The organism is Pseudomonas sp. RIT778 (assembly GCF_019718735.1).
Lineage (GTDB): Bacteria > Pseudomonadota > Gammaproteobacteria > Pseudomonadales > Pseudomonadaceae > Aquipseudomonas > Aquipseudomonas aphyarum.
This window is the reverse complement of record NZ_JAIHBA010000030.1, coordinates 64,600-82,623: the sequence shown is the minus strand read 5'-3', so window position 1 is coordinate 82,623 and position 18,024 is coordinate 64,600. Positions and strand designations below refer to the sequence as shown.

The window sequence follows — 18,024 nt, the reverse complement described above, 5'->3', positions numbered from 1 at the left end:
GGAGTTCGACCATGACGACTGCCAACAACACTGCTGCCGTGGAAAAGGGCGATGCTGCCCTCGGCGCGCAACTGGTGCGTGACATCAGCCTGCCGGCGCTGGTGCTGCATCGCGAAGCGCTGGAACACAACATCCGCTGGATGCAGAAATTCGTCAGCGACAGCGGCGCCGAACTCGCGCCCCACGGCAAGACCAGCATGACCCCGGCGCTGTTTCGTCGTCAGCTCGACGCCGGCGCGTGGGGCATTACCCTGGCCAGCGCCACCCAGACCCGCGCCGCTTACGCCCACGGCGTGCGCCGAGTGTTGATGGCCAACCAACTGGTCGGCACGCCGAACATGGCGCTGATTGCCGATCTGCTGGCGGCCGATTCCGGCTTCGATTTCTATTGCATGGTCGATCACCCGGACAACGTCGCCGATCTGGGCGCTTACTTTGCGTCCCGTGGCGTGCGTCTGAATGTAATGATCGAATACGGCGTGGTCGGCGGCCGTTGCGGTTGCCGCAGCGAGCAGGAAGTCATCGAGCTGGCCAAGGCCATCGGCGCACAACCGGCGCTGGCCCTGACCGGCATCGAAGGTTACGAAGGCGTGATTCATGGCGATCACGCCGTCACCGGTATCCGTGAATTCGCCGCCTCGCTGGTGCGCCTGGCGGTGCAGTTGCAGGACAGTGGCGCGTTCGCCATTGCCAAGCCGATCATCACCGCGTCGGGTTCGGCCTGGTACGACCTGATCGCCGAATCGTTCGAAGCGCAGAACGCAGGCGGGCGTTTCCTCAGCGTGCTGCGTCCTGGCAGTTACGTGGCGCACGACCATGGCATCTATAAAGAGGCGCAGTGCTGCGTGCTCGACCGTCGCAGCGACCTGCACGAAGGCCTGCGTCCGGCGCTGGAAGTCTGGGCTCACGTGCAGTCGATGCCGGAGCCGGGCTTTGCCGTTATTGCCCTGGGCAAGCGTGATGTGGCGTTCGATGCCGGGATGCCGGTGCCATTACTGCGTTACAAGGCCGGTGTGCTGCCGGCGGTGGGCGACGATGTCGGCGCCTGCAAAGTGACGGCGGTGATGGACCAGCACGCGTTCATGACCGTGGCGCCGGGCGTGGAATTGCGCGTTGGCGACATCATTTCCTTTGGCACTTCGCACCCGTGCCTGACCTTCGACAAGTGGCGCGTAGGGCTGCTGGTGGACGAGCAGCTGTCGGTGATCGAAACCATGGAAACCTGTTTCTGATGAACACGCTCAGTCCATTGGGTCCGAACACCCCGCGTATCGCCCTGATCGGCGAATGCATGATCGAACTCCAGCAACGTGCCGATGGCAGCCTGCAACAGAGCTTTGGCGGTGACACGCTGAATACGGCGGTCTATCTGTCCCGCGCCATGGGCGACAAGGCGCAGGTCGATTACGTCACGGCGCTGGGTGACGACAGCTTCAGTGACGCGATGTGCCGCATTTGGGCCGACGAAGGCATTGGTCTGGATCTGGTCCAGCGCTTGCCCGGTCGTTTGCCGGGCCTGTATTGCATCCAGACCGATGCTGCCGGGGAGCGCCGCTTCCTTTACTGGCGCAACGAAGCCGCAGTGCGCGACTGCTTCACTACGCCAGCCGCCGCACCGATTCTGGCGGCGTTGCCGGATTACGACGTGCTGTATTTCAGCGGTATCACGCTGGCGGTACTCGGCGCTCAGGGGCGGAAGAAACTGATTCAGACCTTGATTGAGGCCCGCCAGCGTGATGCGCGGATCGTCTTCGACAACAACTATCGGCCACGCCTGTGGGCTTCAGTGGAGGAGGCGCGGGCCGCTTATCGCAGCGTGTTGCCCCATGTCGATCTGGCGTTGCTGACGGTTGACGACGAGCAGGCGCTGTTCCATTTCGAAGACTGTGACGCGGTGTTTGAAGCGTACGCGCAGATCGGCACGCCGGAAGTGGTGCTCAAGCGCGGGGCGGAAGCGTGTCTGATCCGTTGCGACGGGGAAGCGTTCGAAGTCCCGGCGCAGAAGGTCGAGAAGGTGGTGGACACCACGGCGGCGGGGGATTCGTTCAGTGCGGCGTATCTGGCGAGTCGCTTGTCCGGCGCAAGCCCGACGGAAGCGGCGCAGGCCGGCCATCTGCTAGCGAGCCAGGTTATTCAAGTACCCGGAGCTCTGATTCCGAAGTAATCGGTGAATGGCCGATTGCTGCGCAATCGGTTCGCGGGCAAGCCCGCTCCCACAAGGATGACTGTTGTGAATGCTATCGATGCCACACAGCAGAATCTTGTGGGAGCGGCGGTGCGACGATTCGACTTGCCCGCGAAGAGGCCCTGAAGCCAAACACTTAATCTCGGTAAAACACCTGCACCAGGTGATACCCGAATTTGCTCTTGATCGGCCCGTGCACAGTGCGCAGCGGTTTCTTGAAGATCACCGCGTCGATCGCACCGACCATCTGCCCCGGCCGCACTTCACCCAGATCGCCGCCACGCTTGCCGGACGGGCAGGTCGAAAATTTCTTCGCCAGCACATCGAACGCTTCACCGTTGGCGATGCGTTGCTTGAGTTTTTCAGCCTCTTCGGCGGTCTTCACCAGAATGTGGCGGGCTTGGGCTTTCATCGTGCAATACCTGTAGCGGGGTGACGGCGGGGCGCGGATTATGCCTCAAGTCACGGGTTTTGGCTGATCATCGTGCGGATCTTGCCGGCCAGCTGTTCGATGGAAAACGGCTTGGCGACCATGTCCATGCCGTCTTCGAGAAAGCCCTGGCGCTCGGCGGCTTTCTGCGCGTAACCGGTCATGAACAACACTTTGAGCCCCGGACGATGCTGCCGGGCGATCTCCGCCATTTGCCGGCCGTTCATGCCCGGCAGCCCGACATCGGTCACCAGCAGGTCAACCCGCAGGTCGGACTCCAGCAACGGCAAGGCGCCCTTGGCATCTTCGGCCTCATGGGCGCGATAACCCAACTCCTTGAGCAGGTCCATGACCAGCATGCGCACCGCCGGATCGTCCTCGACCACCACCACGGTTTCGCCGGTGGCGACAGCGGGGGCCTCGGTGACCGTTTCGATGAGCGGCCGCTCCGGTTCCAGTGCATACAAACGCGGCAAGTAGAGGCGCACGCAGGTGCCCTGACCCGGCAGGCTGTCGAGGCTGACGTGCCCGCCCGATTGCTGGGCAAAACCATAAATCATCGACAACCCGAGCCCGGTGCCCTGGCCGATCGGTTTGGTGGTGAAAAACGGATCAAACGCCTTCGAACGTACCGAAGGCGTCATGCCGGTGCCGTTGTCGCTCACCGCGAGCATCAGGTAATCCCCGGCCTTGACCGGTTCAAGGGTGGTGATGTCGTTGCCGTCGAGATAGACGTTGGCCGTTTCGATCAGCAGTTCACCGCCGTCCGGCATGGCATCGCGGGCGTTGATCACCAGGTTGAGCAGGGCGTTTTCCAGTTGGCTGACATCGGTGCTGACCGACCATATGTTGTCGGCCAGGCGCAACTTGAGCTCGATCGGATCACCCTTGGTGCGGCGGATCAGGTCTTCCAGCGAGTGGATCAGCTCGTTGACGTCGATGGTTTTGCGATCCAGCGACTGACGCCGGGAGAACGCCAGCAGACGGTGGGTCAGTGCCGCCGCGCGGTTGGCCGAGGACACCGCCGCGTCGGTGAACCGGCCGATCTCATCGGCGCGGCCACTGGCGATGTAGCGCTGCATCAAATCGAGGCTGCCGATGATGCCGGTCAGCATGTTGTTGAAGTCATGGGCGATGCCGCCAGTGAGCTGGCCGACCGCTTCCATTTTCTGCGCATGTCGCAGAGCGTCTTCGGCGCGTTCGCGTTCGAACATCTCGTTCTGCAAACGCTGGTTGGCCTGGGCCAGTTGTTCGGTGCGCGCGCTCACGCGTTCCTCAAGGGTTTCATTGAGGTTGCGCAGCGCTTCTTCGGTCTTTTTGCGTTCGGTTTCGTCGATCACGAAGATGTAGAAACCGTTCACCGCACCGTCCGCACCGTGGCGCGGCAGGTAGTTCATCAGGGCGTGCCGCTGGCTGCCGTCGCGGTGCGGCGTGTACAGGCTGAACGAGCAGGGACGACCGGCCAGCGCTTCGGCGATGTACGGCGCCCGCAGGAAATAGGCCTCTTCGCCGATGACCTCGCGGATCGTGCGACCGTACAACTCTTGAGGTGTGAGCCCGTACCAATCGAGGTACGCGGCGTTGTTCAGCCGAAAGCGTTCCTCATGGTCGACATAACTGATCAGAATCGGCATGGCGTTGATGATCAGTTGCAGCTCGGTCTGGCTTTGGCGCAGTGCCTGTTCGGTGTGCTTGCGCTCGGTCAGATCCAGCGCGGCGCCGAGAAAACGCATCGGCCGGCCGTGATGATCCTTGTAGCAGCGCCCGCGGGCGAACACCCAGCGCAGCTCGCCATTGGCTTGCAGCAGGCGGTATTCCTCGGCGTATTCGGTGCCGTGGGTGATGCAGTGCTTGATGCTGCGGGCAATCATCGCGCGGTCTTCGGGGTGCACGCCTTGCAGGTATTCGCTGATCGGCAACTGACCGGCCAGCGCCGGATCGACACCGTGCAACTGGGCGAAATGCGCATCGGCGATGAAGCGGTCTTCGCCGATGTCCCAATCCCAGGTGCCGACCGCATCGGTGGCCGCCAGCGCCAGTTGCAGGCGCTCTTCGCTTTCGCGCTGGGCCTTGAGGCTGTCTTCGGAGCGCTGCTGCAGTTCCAGGGCGATGCGCCGGCGTTCGTTGGTTTCGATGGCGGTGACCAGAATCCCGGCCACTTGAGCGCTTTCGTCGCGGATCGGGCTGTAGGTCAGATCCAGCCAGAAGTCGGAATCCTGGCCGTCCCGTTGCAGGGTAAAGCGGCGTTCGCTGTAGGTTCGCACCTGGCCTTGTAGGACCGCGCTGTAAATCGGGTCGGTAAAGTCTCGAAGTTCCGGCCATATCTGGTGCGCCGGTTGTCCGAAAGCGTGCGGATGCTTGCTCCCGGCGAGCAACGCGAAGCCGTCGTTGTAGATCTGGGTCAGGTGCGGGCCCCACAACAGCAGCATCGGCATCGGCGAGTGAATCACGATGTCCACCGCGGTGCGCAGGCTCTGTGGCCAGGTGCCAGCGGCGCCCAGCGGGCTGCGGCTCCAGTCGGTGCGGGCAATCAATGCCTGGGCGTCGTTGGTGTTCGGTACAGCGTTCATCACATCAATCCTGGGCGTCGGTCGGTGAGGCGGCGTCTACTATCCTATTGCGGTAGACGCTGTAAGGCCCGTCGCGTCACGACGCACGGTCTTAAGTTCATTGAAAGCTTCGCAGGTGCTTTTGGCCATGGAAATCGATGCATTGCTCAAACAACTGGCGAGCCGCCACGGTTCGGATCTGTTCCTGTCCACGGGCGCGCCACCCAGTGCGCGGTTTGACGGGGTGCTGACGCCGCTGAGCGATCAGCCCTTCAAGCCCGGCGAAGTGGCGACTGTCGCTGCCTCCCTGATGGACGCCGAGCAGCGCCGGGAGTTCGACCGGGATCTGGAAATGAACCTGGCGATTTCCCGCACGGGCATCGGTCGCTTCCGGGTCAACATCTTCAAACAGCGCAACGACGTGTCGATCGTGATCCGTAACGTCAAACTCGACATTCCGCGATTCGAAGACTTGAAACTGCCGTCGGTATTGCTCGAATCGGTGATGCTCAAGCAAGGCCTGATCCTGTTCGTCGGCGCCACCGACTCGGGTAAATCCACGTCGCTGGCGGCGCTGATCGACCATCGTAATCGCCACAGCAGCGGGCACATCATCACCATCGAGGATCCGGTGGAATACATCCATCGCCACAAAAAATCGATCATCAACCAGCGTGAAGTCGGTGTCGATACCCGCAGCTTTCACGCCGCGCTGAAAAACACCCTGCGTCAAGCCCCGGACGTGGTGCTGATCGGCGAAATCCGTGACCGCGAGACCATGGAACATGCGCTGGCCTTCGCCGAAACCGGGCATCTGGTGCTGTCGACATTGCACGCCAACAACGCCAATCAGGCGCTGGACCGGATCATCAATTTCTTCCCCGAAGAGCGCCGCCCGCAATTGCTGCATGCCTTGGGCAATCACCTCAAGGCGTTCGTCTCCCAGCGTCTGGTGCGAACCCGGGACGGTCAGCGCCGGGCCGCCGCCGAGGTTATGCTCGGTACGCCGACGATTGCCGATCTGATCCGGCGCAATGACTTTGGCGAGCTGAAAACCATCATGGAAAAATCGGCGGAACTGGGCATGCAGACCTTTGACGGTGCACTGTTCGCGTTGGTGGAAGAAGGGGTGATCGATGAAGACGAGGCGCTGAAAAATGCAGATTCGGTCAACAACCTGCGTCTGCGTCTGAAGCTGCACGCCGACACCATGCCGTCCCCACCGCCCTCGACCGGCGAGTGGGGACTGATGGACTGACAGGCTTCAGTCGCGAAGTTCGACCCGATTGCGAAACTGCTCAAGCGCTTCAGGATTGGCCAGCGCATCGGTGTTTTTCACCGGTTCACCGTGCACCACATTGCGCACGGCCAGTTCCACCACTTTGCCGCTGATGGTGCGCGGAATGTCGGTGACCGCGACGATCTTCGCCGGCACATGGCGCGGTGTGGTGTTGGCGCGGATCACCTGGCGGATCTGCTGTTGCAGTGCGTCATCCAGCGCTACGCCTTCCTTGAGGCGCACGAACAGCACCACCCGGACGTCGTCCTGCCACTGTTGGCCGATGGCGACGCTGTCCAGCACTTGCGGGACTTTCTCCACCTGACGGTAGATTTCCGCCGTGCCGATGCGCACGCCGCCGGGGTTGAGCACGGCGTCGGAGCGGCCGTGAATCAGCATTCCGCCATGGGGCAGTTGCTCGGCGTAGTCACCCTGGGCCCAGACGCCGGGGAACTGGCTGAAATAGGATTTGCGCAGCTTCTCGCCGTCGGGATCGTTACAGAGTCCGATGGGCATCGCCGGGAATGCTCGAGTGCATACCAACTCACCTTTTTCGCCGATCACCGGTTGCCCGGCGTCGTTCCATACTTCCACCGCCATGGCCAGGCTCTTGCCCATGATCTCGCCCCGGCGGACCGCTGACATCGGGTTGCCGTTGACGAAGCAGGACACGATGTCCGTGCCGCCGGACATCGAGGACAGGCAGACGTCCGGTTTGAAGTCGCGATAGACGAAGTCGTAACTCTGCGGCGACAGCGCGGAGCCGGTGCAAAGCAGGGTTTTCAGGTGGCTCAAATCGTAGCTTTCGCGCGGTTTGATGCCGCTGCTTTCCAGGGTCGCGAGGAATTTCGGGCTGGTGCCGAACACGCTGACCTGCTCGTCGTCGAGCAGCTCCAGCAATCGCTCGTTGTCCGGATAAAACGGTGAGCCGTCATACAGCACCACCGCACTGCCGACCGCCAGTGCCGAGACCAGCCAGTTCCACATCATCCAGCCGCAGGTGGTGTAGTAGAACAACCGGTCGCCGGGGCCGAGGTCGACATGCAGCCCGTGTTCCTTGGCGTGTTGCAGCAACACGCCGCCGGTGCTGTGAACGATGCATTTCGGCACGCCGGTGGTGCCGCTGGAATAGAGCACGTACAGCGGATGATCGAACGGCACCGGGACGAATTGCGGCTCATCGCCCGGCTCATAGAAGTCGTCCCACAACGTGACGTTGGCGGGTGTCCGGTAATCCGTGGCATGGGCGTGGGGGCGCGCGTAAGGCACGATGATCAGCTGTTGCAGAGACGGCAGCTGTTCGAGGATTTCGTTGATCTTGACGGTCTGGTCGATCTCTTTGCCGGCGTAACGGTAACCGGCACAGGTGATGAGTACTTTCGGTTCGATCTGGCCGAAGCGGTCGATCACGCCGTGGGTGCCGAAGTCCGGCGATGAGCACGACCAGATCGCCCCGAGACTGGTGGTCGCGAGCATCGCCACCAGGGTTTGCCAGGTGTTGGGCATGCACGCGGCAACCCGGTCGCCGAGCACAACACCGGCCGCTTGCAGGCTGGCCTGGAAGCCGGCGACCTGTTGGGCCAGTTCGGCCCAGGTCAGCAGTTCACGCTGGCCGTTTTCGCCGATAGCGATCACGGCGATGGCATCGTCGCGGCGACTCAGCAGGTGTTCGGCAAAATTCAGGGTAGCGCCGGGAAACCACTCGGCGCCCGGCATTTTCAGGCCGCCACGCAGAACGGCGTCCGGTTGGGTGTGAAAACTGATGCCGAAGAAATCCACGATCGCTTGCCAGAACGCTTCACGCTGGTCGATGGACCATTGATGCAGGGCCGGGTAGTCGTCGAGCTTCAGGTGGTGGCGCTGATTGATGAAGCGCCGAAAGCCGTCCATGCGGGACCGGGCAATGCGTTTGGCATCGGGCTGCCAGAGAATGTCGGACATGGTTTGCCTCTTATTGTTGGTCAGAAAGCTCCCACTGTGGCGTGGGAGCGATCAGTTACGAACTTACTGCGCCAGCCACCCACCATCGATATTCCACGCGGCGCCACGCACTTGGCTGCCGGCCTCGCTGCACAGAAACAGCACCAGTTCACCCAGATGCGCCGGGGTGACGAACTCCAGCGACGGCTGCTTCTCGGCCAGCAGATCGTGTTGCGCCTGCTGCGGGTCGACACCTTTGGCCGCTCGATCATCAATCTGTTTCTGCACCAGCGGCGTCAGCACCCAGCCCGGGCAGATCGCGTTGCAAGTGACATTGCTGGCGGCGGTTTCCAGGCCGACCACCTTGGTCAGGCCGATCACGCCATGCTTGGCCGCCACATACGCGGCTTTGCCGGTGGAACCGACCAGACCGTGCACCGAAGCGATGTTGATGATCCGCCCCCAACCCTTGGCGCGCATGCCCGGCAAACTCAGGCGAGTGCTGTGAAACACCGATGACAGGTTGATCGCAATGATCGAGTCCCAGCGCTCCACCGGAAACTCTTCCACCGTCGCGACGTGCTGGATGCCCGCGTTGTTGACCAGAATGTCCACGCCGCCGAACTCGCGTTCGGCGTAGGCGATCATGTCGGCGATCTGCGCCGGGTCGCTGACGTCTGCCGGGTGATGGCCGACCTTGCCGCCGAACTGCTCGACTTCGGCGATCACCTTCGACGCATCGCCAAAACCGTTGAGGATCAGGTTGGCCCCAGCCTTGGCCAGCGTCAGGGCGATGCCCAGCCCGATGCCGCTGGTGGAGCCGGTAACCAGTGCGGTCTTGCCAGAAAGAGTCGTCATCAATACCTCACACAATGCCAGTGGCGTAGAAAGTGCCGATCACCACGAAAACCGCCAGGGTCTTGATCAGCGTAATACAGAAAATGTCCTTGTAGGCCTCACGGTGAGTCAGGCCGGTGACGGCGAGCAGGGTAATCACCGCGCCGTTGTGTGGCAGGGTGTCCATGCCGCCGCTGGCCATCGCGGCCACCCGGTGCAGCACTTCCAGCGGAATGTTGGCGGCGTGGGCGGCGCTGATGAATTGTTCGGACATCGCCGCGAGCGCGATGCTCATGCCACCCGAAGCGGAACCGGTGATACCGGCCAGCAGGGTCACGGTGATTGCTTCGTTGACCAGCGGATTGGGAATGTTTTTGAGCCAGTCGGCCAGCACCAGGAAACCCGGCAACGAGGCGATGACCGCACCGAAACCATATTCCGACGCAGTGTTCATCGCCGCCAGCAGCGCACCGCTGACTGCGCTTTTGCTGCCTTCGGCGAGCTTGCTTTTGATCGCTTTAAAACCGAACGCCAGCACCATCAGGATGCCCACCAGCAATGCTGCCTGTACCGCCCAGATCGCGGTCAGTTTGGCAATTTCGGTGGTAACCGGCGCGGCCATGCCCGGCAGTGCGAGGCTGTGGGTCTTGCCGTACCACTGCGGAATCCACTGGGTGAACAGCAGGTTCATGATGCCCACCGCCAGCAACGGCGACAGGGCGATCCACGGGTTCGGCAGTTTCAGGTCTTCGGCGGTTTCCGGTTCGTTGCGCAGTTCGGTGCCGTAGCCTTCACCGGCACGCTGCGCCTTGTTGCGCTGGCGCTGCAGGAACAGCATGCCGGCGCAGAACACGAAAATCGTGCCGATAACACCCAGCCACGGCGCCGCCCACGCGGTGGTGTTGAAGAAGGTGCTGGGGATGATGTTCTGGATTTGCGGCGTGCCGGGCAGGGCGTCCATGGTGAACGAAAACGCGCCGAGGGCGATGGTTGCCGGGATCAGGCGCTTGGGGATGTTGCTCTGGCGGAACATTTCCGCTGCGAACGGGTAGACCGCAAATACCACCACGAACAGAGAAACGCCGCCATAGGTGAGCAGGGCGCAGACCAGCACGATCACCAGCATCGCCTGGCGGGTGCCGAGCAAGCGAATCGCTGCCGCGACGATCGAGCGGGAGAAACCCGACAGCTCAATGAGCTTGCCGAACACGGCGCCGAGCAGGAACACGGGAAAGTAAAGTTTGATGAAACCGACCATCTTCTCCATGAACACCCCGGTGAAAGCAGGGGCAACGGCGGACGGGTCGGTGAGCAGGACGGCACCGAGGGCGGCGATCGGGGCAAAAAGGATAACGCTGTAGCCACGGTAGGCCGCGAGCATCAGCAGCGCGAGGGCTGCCAAGGCGATGATCACACTCATGGTGTGCTCCTTCGATTGTTATTTTTGTGGGTGGAACGGGTGTGGGAAGGGCTATAGCGAGATCTGTGCCAGATGGTTAAGTTATTGAAATAAAAGGAATTAATTTGATGTTTGGCGGTGGTTTTCGGGGTTTTGTCTCTGTTTGGAGACTTCTATGGCTGTGAGGACGCTTTCGCGGGCAAGCCCGCTCCCACATTCGTATGCATTTCCCTGTGGGAGCGAGCTTGCTCGCGAAGCTTTTGATCTTGTCCCTTTATGGAGAATTGAGTCTCTTTATTGAGACTCTACGATCCCGAGCGCAATCATCTTCTTGTATAGCGTCGAGCGCCCAAGCCCCAACCGCTGAGCAGCCTCGATCACCTTGCCCCCGCATTGCGCGAGGGTGGATTGAATCAATTGCCGGTCAAACCGCTCGCGGGCCTGACTAAAGGTCTCGTTTATTGTTGGTTCTGAAAGAGGCGCCAGCGTTCGCTCAACCGGTGTAAACGTGCCAATCGCCGCACGAATGTCATCCGCCGTCAGCATCAAGTCATCACTGAGCAACGCCGCTCGTTCCAGCACATTGCGCAACTCGCGGATATTCCCCGGCCAAGCGTGCTGACCCAACAGCTCAAGCGCTTCGCGGTTGAGTTCGTGCTGGCTGCGCAACTCCTCAAGAATTGCCTCACTGAGCGCCGGCAGATCGTCCAGCCGTTCCCGCAATGGCGGCACCTGAATCGGCAGCACGTTGAGCCGGTAGTACAAATCCGCGCGAAACTCTCCGCGCTTGATCGCCGCCTCCAGATCCGTCGAGGTGGCTGCAATCACCCGCACATCGCTCTGGATCACGTCGTTGGAGCCTACGGGCTCGAATTCCTTTTCCTGCAACACTCGCAGCAATTTGCTTTGCAGCGGCAGCGGCATGTCGCCGATCTCGTCGAGAAACAGCGTCCCGCCCTGAGCGATCTGCAATTTGCCGGTGCGACCCTTGCGATCGGCACCGGTGAAGGCGCCGGGGGCAGTGCCGAAGAACTCGGCTTCAAGCAACGCCTCTGGAATCGCCGCGCTGTTGATGCTGACGAACGCTTTGTGCGCCCGAGGCGAAGCGCCGTGGATGGCCTGGGCCAGCAATTCCTTGCCGCTGCCGGTTTCGCCCAGCAACAGAACCGGCGACTCGGCGCTGGCGCTGCGGCGGGCGCGGCGTTTGACTTCCAGGCTGGCAGCGCTGGTGCCGATGAAATGGGCGAAGTTGTATTTGGTCTGGCGGGCGCGCAGCAGCGAGCGGGTCGAGGCCAGCTCTTCCTGCATGCTCAGGTAGCGCTTGAGCATCGGCGACAGGGTGCGCAATTCGTCGAACAGCGCAAAACCGATGGCGCCGATCACCGCCCCGGCGTCGTCATGGATCGGCAGGCGCATCACCACCAGCGGTTCTTTCGGGGTGTCCTGCATGTCGAGCAGAATCGGCCGCCCGGTGCGCACCACTTCGCGCAGCAGGCTGCCGGGGATCACGCTTTCGCAGGGTTTACCAATGGCCCCGGCGGCGGAGTCGAGCCCGAAGCGCCGGGCATAGCGCTCGTTCATCCAGACGATGTTCGCGTCGCGGTCGACAATCACCGTGCCTTCACTGGATTGCTCGATGATCTCGAACAACGAACGGATCGCCAGCGTGCGAACCCGTTGGTAATCCTTGAGGCTTTCGGTGGTGTTCATGGCGGCGTCCATTGGCGGAAGTCAGGTGGCGCGATTATGCCTATCCCGGATGCGCCGCCGCCAACAGCTCTTTGGTATAGGGATGCTGCGGTGAATCGAATACGTCGTGGCTGGCGCCGCGTTCGACCACCTTGCCGTCCTTGATCACGATCATGTCGTGGGCCAGTGCGCGTACCACTGCAAGGTCGTGGCTGATGAACAGATACGTCAGGCCATGTTTTTCCTGAAGCTGTCGGAGCAGGGCGACCACCTGTTTCTGCACAGTGCGATCCAGTGCCGAAGTCGGCTCGTCGAGCAGGATCAATGCAGGCTTCAAGACCAGCGCCCGGGCAATCGCGATGCGTTGGCGCTGGCCTCCGGAAAATTCATGGGGATAGCGATGACGGCTTTCAGGGTCGAGCCCGACTTCCTTGAGCACGCGGATCACCTGGTCGTCGCACTCGTCGGCAGTGGACTGGCAATGCACCTCCAGCCCTTCGCTGATGATCTGCGCCACCGACATGCGCGGGCTGAGGCTGCCGAACGGATCCTGGAACACTACCTGCATCTGTCGGCGCCATGGCCGCATCTGCTTCTGGTCGAGACCGTCGAGTGCCGTGCCCTGGAAGCGAATGCTGCCCTTGGAGTCGAGCAGGCGCAGGATCGCCTGACCGAGGGTCGACTTGCCCGAACCGGACTCGCCGACGATGCCCAGCGTCTTGCCGCGCTGGATGTTCAGGCTGATTCCATCCACCGCGCGCAGGTATTGCTTGCGCTGGAACAGCCCGCCGCCGACGGTGAAATCAACCCGCAGGTCATCGACTTCCAGCACGTTCTCGCGTTCGTCCCGGGGCAGTGCTTCGCCTTCCGGTTCAGCGTTGAGCAACACGCAGCTGTAAGGGTGTTTCGGCTCGGTGAACAGGGTTTCGCACGGCGCCTGCTCGACGATCTCACCGGCCTTCATCACGCACACCCGTTGGGCGATGCTGCGCACGAGATTGAGGTCATGGCTGATCAGCAGCAGCGACATGCCCAGGCGCCGTTGCAGGGACTTGAGCAGCAACAGGATCTTGCGCTGCACGGTCACATCGAGGGCGGTGGTCGGCTCGTCGGCGATCAGCAGTTCGGGCTCGCAGGCCAGGGCCATCGCGATCATCACCCTTTGACGCTGGCCGCCGGACAGCTGATGCGGATAAGCCTTCAGCCGTTCTTTCGGTTTCTGGATGCCCACCAGTTCGAGCAGTTCGAGGATCCGCGCCTGAGCTTCCTTGCCGCCGAGGCCACGGTGCAGCAACAGGGTTTCGCCGATCTGCTTTTCAATCGTGTGCAACGGATTGAGCGAGGTCATCGGCTCCTGGAAAATCATGGCGATGCGGTTACCCCGTAGGTCGCGCAGGGTCTTGGGATCGGCGCCGACCAGTTCCTGCCCACGATAGCGGATGCTGCCGGTGGTCCGGGCATCGCATTCGGGGAGCAGTTGCAGGATCGAATGAGCCGTCACAGACTTGCCCGAGCCCGACTCGCCGACCAGTGCCAGGCACTCGCCGGGGCGGATGTCCAGGCACAGGTTGCGAACCACGGCCTGGCCATGGAAGGCGACGCTGAGGTCACGGATTTCGATCAGATTGTCAGTCATATCAAGGTTCCGTTCATGAGCGCGGGTCAAAGGCATCGCGCAGCGCTTCGCCGATGAATACCAACAGGGAAAGAATCAGCGCCAGGGTGAAAAACGCGGTCAACCCGAGCCACGGCGCTTGCAGGTTCTGTTTGCCCTGACCGATCAACTCGCCCAGCGATGCGCTGCCGGCGGGCATGCCGAAACCGAGGAAGTCCAGCGCAGTCAGGGTAGAAATCGCCCCGGTCAGAATGAAGGGCAGATAGCTCAGGGTTGCGTTCATCGCGTTGGGCAGGATGTGCCGGACAATCACTTTGCGATCGCTCAAGCCCAAAGCCCGGGCAGCCTTGACGTACTCCAGGTTACGGCCGCGCAGAAACTCGGCGCGTACCACGTCCACCAGCGCCAGCCAGGAAAACAGCGCCATGATCCCCAGCAGCCACCAGAAGTTCGGCTCGACGAATCCCGAGAGGATGATCAGCAGGTACAGCACCGGCAACCCCGACCAGACCTCCAGCAATCGTTGGCCGAGCAGATCGACCCAGCCGCCGTAATAGCCCTGCAGGGCGCCGGCCGCGATACCGATCAGGGCGCTGACGAAGGTCAGCATCAGGGCGAACAGAATCGACACCCGGGCGCCGAAGATTACCCGAGCCAGTACGTCGCGCGCCTGATCGTCGGTGCCCAGCCAGTTGACCGAAGTCGGCGGGCTCGGCGCCGGTTTGTTGAGGTCGTAGTTCGGAGTGTCGTCACTGAACGGAATTGGCGGAAACAGCAGCCAGCCACCGTCCTTGCGGATCAGCTTCTGCACGTAATCGCTGCGGTAATCGGCCTGAAACGGCAGTTGTCCGCCGAACTCCTGTTCGGTGTGGCGTTTGAACACCGGGAAGTACCACTGGCCCTGATAACTGACGACCAATGGCTTGTCGTTGGCGATCAGTTCGCCGCCGAGACTAAGCAGAAACAGGCCGATAAACAGCCACAGCGACCACCAGCCCCGGCGGTTTTTCTTGAAACGTTCGAAGCGGCGACGGCCCAGAGGCGAGAGCTTGAACATCAGGCGTTCCTCGCGGCGAAGTCGATGCGCGGGTCGACCAGCGTGTAGCACAGGTCGCCGATCAGTTTTATCAGGAGGCCGAACAGCGTGAAGATGAACAGCGAGCCGAACACCACCGGATAGTCCCGGGACACCGCCGCTTCGTAACTCATGCGCCCAAGGCCGTCGAGGGAGAAGATCACTTCGATCAGCAATGAGCCGGCAAAGAATACGCTGATGAACGCCTGGGGAATGCCCGACACCACCAGCAGCATTGCGTTGCGGAACACGTGTCCGTAGAGCACCCGGTTTTCGCTCAGGCCTTTGGCACGCGCGGTGACCACGTATTGGCGAGTGATTTCATTGAGGAACGAGTTTTTGGTGAGGATGGTCAGGGTGGCGAAACCGCCGATGACCAATGCCGTGACCGGCAATACCAGGTGCCAGAAATAGTCGGTGATCTTGCCCAGCGTCGACAGGGATTCGAAGTTGTCGGACACCAGCCCGCGCACCGGAAACCAGTTCAGCGAGGTGCCGCCGGCGAACACCACGATCAGGAACATCGCGAACAGGAATGCCGGCATGGCGTAGCCGATGATGATCGCCGTGCTGCTCCAGATATCAAAATGGCTGCCGTGGTGCACGGCTTTGCGGATGCCCAGCGGGATCGACACCAGATAAGTGATCAGCGTCGCCCACAGCCCGAGGGAAATGGTCACGGGCATTTTCTGCAGGATCAGGTCGGTGACCGTGGCGCCACGGAAGAAGCTTTTGCCGAAATCCAGCTGCGCGTAGTTCTTGAGCATCAGCCACAGGCGTTCATGGGCGGGTTTGTCGAAGCCGTACTGTTTTTCGATGTCCTTGATCAGTTGCGGATCGAGGCCACGGCTGGCGCGGGACGTGCCGCTCATGGTCTCGCTCGCGCCGCCGCCGACGCTGGCGCCGCCAATGCCTTGCAAGTGGGCGATGGCCTGTTCCACCGGACCACCCGGCGCGGCCTGGATGATCACGAAGTTGACCAGCAGAATGATCACCAGCGTCGGGATGATCAGCAGCAGGCGCCGCAGTATGTAAGCCCACATCAGTGCGGCCCTCCGGGTCTGCCACGGTTGATTTTCTCGGCCGTCATCTGCTGGTTGGTCAGCGGCGTGCTGCTGATTTCCCACCAGCTCTCGATCGCCTCGTCATTGCTCGCCTGCACGGTGGGAATGCCGAAACGGTTCCACCACACGGTCGACGTGCCCGGCGGGTAATAGTTGGGAATCCAGTAGTAGTTCCATTGCAGCACCCGGTCCAGCGCATGGGCGTAACGCAGCATGTCGGCCTGGGTCGAGGCGCGGATCAGGCCGTTGATCAAGGTGTCGACCGCCGGGTTCTTCAGCACCATGTAATTGTTGGCGCCCGGGTCGTTGGCCGATGCCGAACCGAAGTAGTTCAACAGTTCGCCGCCGGGGGAGGTGGTGACCGGGTAGCCGGTGACGATCATGTCGTAGTCACGACTCATCAGGCGATTGACGTACTGCGAGGAGTCGATGCGACGGATGTCGAGGTTGATGCCGATCTGCTTCAGCGTGCGCTTGTACGGCAGCAGCAGGCGGTCCATGCCGTTCTGGCTGACCAGGAAGGTGAAGCTCAACGGCTCGCCACGGTCGTTGACCAACTGGTCGCCATCGGGTTTCCAGCCGGCCTGTTCCAGCAGCTCCAGCGCTTGCAGTTGTTTGTCGCGGATGATGCCGCTGCCATCAGTCTTCGGTGCTTCGAACACCTGGGTGAATACCTCGTCGGGAATCTGTCCGCGCAAGGGTTCGAGAATCTTCAGTTCGGCGGCGTCCGGCAGTTTGCGGGCGGCCAGATCAGTGTTGGAAAAGTAACTCTGCTGGCGGATGTACATGTTGCGCATCATCTGCCGGTTGCTCCATTCGAAATCCCAGAGCATGGCCAGTGCCTGACGAACGCGGCGATCCTGGAATATCGGCTTTTGCAGATTGAACACGAAGCCCTGGGCCGACTGCGGCGCTTCGGTGGCCAGGTGAGCCTTTTGCAGACGACCGTCGCTCAGGGCCGGGCTCTCGTAACCGATGGAGTAGCCGGTGGCGGAGAATTCACGGTTGTAGTCATAGGCGCCGCCGCGCAGGACCTGGCGGGCGACGTCGGTGTCGCCGAAGTACTCGATACTGAAGTGATCGAAGTTGTACAGGCCACGGCTGACCGGCAGGTCCTTGCCCCACCAGTCGGGATTGCGTTCAAAGGTGATGCTGCGTCCGGAGTCGACCTTGCCGACTCGATACGGGCCGCTGCCCAGCGGCGGTTCATAGCCGCCACCACCGGCGAAATCACGGGTCTTCCACCAATGCTCGGGAAACACCGGCAGCGTGGCGATGTCCAGCGGCAGGGTGCGGTTTTCGTTGCTCTTGAAATCGAAACGCACGGTGAGCGGGGCTTCGACTTCGACGCCTTTGACGTCGGCGAACTGGGTGCGATAACGCAGGCTGCCCTGGGTCATCAGCAAGTCATAGGTGTAGCGAACGTCTTCGGCGGTGATTGGCTTGCCATCGGCAAAGCGGGCCTTGGGGTTGATAAAGAAGCGCAACGACAGGCCGTCCTCCGATCGCTCCATTTTCTGCGCTACGAGGCCGTATACGGTGTAGGGCTCGTCCATCGAACGCTGGGCCAGCGGGGAATACAGCAGGCCGTCGATCTGGCTGACGCCGATGCCTTTGTCGATATACGGCAGGACGTGGTCGAAGTGGCCGATCTCGATGGCCGAGCGGCGCATCGTCCCGCCCTTGGGCGCCCGGACGTTGGTGTAATCGAAGTGACTGAAGCCGGGCGGGTACTTTGCCGGTTCGCCATAGACGGTCATCGCATGCTGGGGTGCGGCGTCCACACCGGTGATCCCAAGCAGCAGGGTCACGGCAGTGAACATCAATGTCGGGAAAGCCAGTCGCATTGTCAGCCTTAAAGCCGGGTAATCGATAAGCGCAATTTGTACGCGAGCGGCGCGCCGTTCGCCAGCGGTGTGGTGTAACCAAAACAAAACGGCCCGCCATCAGGCGAGCCGTTGCACAGCAGGTCGGGCTGAATA

Annotated in this window: 13 protein-coding genes; 3 read left to right on the top strand and 10 right to left on the bottom strand. The window is 61.7% G+C overall.

Going from position 1 to position 18,024, the window contains the following annotated elements; genetic code table 11:
- Positions 1-11: 11 nt before the first annotated feature.
- Both K5E37_RS21125 and K5E37_RS21120 read left to right on the top strand, forming a co-directional pair.
- Positions 12-1,232, top strand: coding sequence for an amino acid deaminase (locus K5E37_RS21125; protein ID WP_085603281.1), 1,221 nt, complete (start codon positions 12-14; stop codon positions 1,230-1,232).
- A complete protein-coding gene (locus K5E37_RS21120; protein ID WP_085603283.1) occupies positions 1,232-2,164 on the top strand; it encodes a sugar kinase in 933 nt (310 codons plus the stop codon). The genes K5E37_RS21125 and K5E37_RS21120 overlap by 1 nt, the downstream gene beginning before the upstream one ends.
- 157 nt (positions 2,165-2,321) lie before the next feature.
- Here the strand turns inward: K5E37_RS21120 and K5E37_RS21115 are convergent, their stop codons facing one another.
- Together K5E37_RS21115 and K5E37_RS21110 are read right to left on the bottom strand one after the other, a co-directional pair.
- Entirely contained in the window at positions 2,322-2,597 is a 276-nt protein-coding gene (locus tag K5E37_RS21115) for a peptidylprolyl isomerase (RefSeq protein ID WP_007952044.1), read from the bottom strand.
- 50 nt (positions 2,598-2,647) lie between these two features.
- Positions 2,648-5,185: a PAS domain-containing protein gene (locus K5E37_RS21110; protein ID WP_221535045.1), complete on the bottom strand. Its 2,538-nt coding sequence runs from the start codon at positions 5,183-5,185 to the stop codon at positions 2,648-2,650.
- Positions 5,186-5,312: 127 nt separating this feature from the next.
- Here K5E37_RS21110 and K5E37_RS21105 point away from each other — a divergent pair, with 127 nt between their 5' ends.
- Positions 5,313-6,422 carry a PilT/PilU family type 4a pilus ATPase gene (locus K5E37_RS21105; protein WP_221535044.1) on the top strand — a complete coding sequence of 370 codons (1,110 nt, stop codon included), beginning with the start codon at positions 5,313-5,315 and terminating at the stop codon, positions 6,420-6,422.
- Positions 6,423-6,428: 6 nt separating this feature from the next.
- Here the strand turns inward: K5E37_RS21105 and K5E37_RS21100 are convergent, their stop codons facing one another.
- From K5E37_RS21100 to K5E37_RS21065, 8 genes are all read right to left on the bottom strand, one after another.
- Positions 6,429-8,384: an acetoacetate--CoA ligase gene (locus tag K5E37_RS21100; RefSeq protein ID WP_221535043.1), complete on the bottom strand. Its 1,956-nt coding sequence runs from the start codon at positions 8,382-8,384 to the stop codon at positions 6,429-6,431.
- Positions 8,385-8,447: 63 nt separating this feature from the next.
- Entirely contained in the window at positions 8,448-9,221 is a 774-nt protein-coding gene (gene hbdH / locus K5E37_RS21095; RefSeq protein WP_085603292.1) for a 3-hydroxybutyrate dehydrogenase, read from the bottom strand.
- Between the two features lie 7 nt (positions 9,222-9,228).
- Positions 9,229-10,620 (bottom strand): GntP family permease, encoded by a 1,392-nt coding sequence (locus K5E37_RS21090; RefSeq protein WP_085603294.1) that lies wholly within the window; start codon positions 10,618-10,620, stop codon positions 9,229-9,231.
- Between the two features lie 273 nt (positions 10,621-10,893).
- Positions 10,894-12,309, bottom strand: coding sequence for a sigma-54-dependent Fis family transcriptional regulator (locus tag K5E37_RS21085; RefSeq protein WP_221535042.1), 1,416 nt, complete (start codon positions 12,307-12,309; stop codon positions 10,894-10,896).
- Between the two features lie 40 nt (positions 12,310-12,349).
- Entirely contained in the window at positions 12,350-13,924 is a 1,575-nt protein-coding gene (locus K5E37_RS21080) for an ABC transporter ATP-binding protein (protein WP_221535041.1), read from the bottom strand.
- A gap of 13 nt (positions 13,925-13,937) precedes the next feature.
- A complete protein-coding gene (locus tag K5E37_RS21075) occupies positions 13,938-14,960 on the bottom strand; it encodes an ABC transporter permease (RefSeq protein ID WP_007952058.1) in 1,023 nt (340 codons plus the stop codon).
- Complete coding sequence (locus tag K5E37_RS21070) at positions 14,960-16,021, bottom strand: microcin C ABC transporter permease YejB (protein WP_007952064.1); 1,062 nt, start codon at positions 16,019-16,021, stop codon at positions 14,960-14,962. The genes K5E37_RS21075 and K5E37_RS21070 overlap by 1 nt, the downstream gene beginning before the upstream one ends.
- Entirely contained in the window at positions 16,021-17,889 is a 1,869-nt protein-coding gene (locus K5E37_RS21065) for an extracellular solute-binding protein (RefSeq protein ID WP_221535040.1), read from the bottom strand. The genes K5E37_RS21070 and K5E37_RS21065 overlap by 1 nt, the downstream gene beginning before the upstream one ends.
- Positions 17,890-18,024 lie beyond the last annotated feature (135 nt).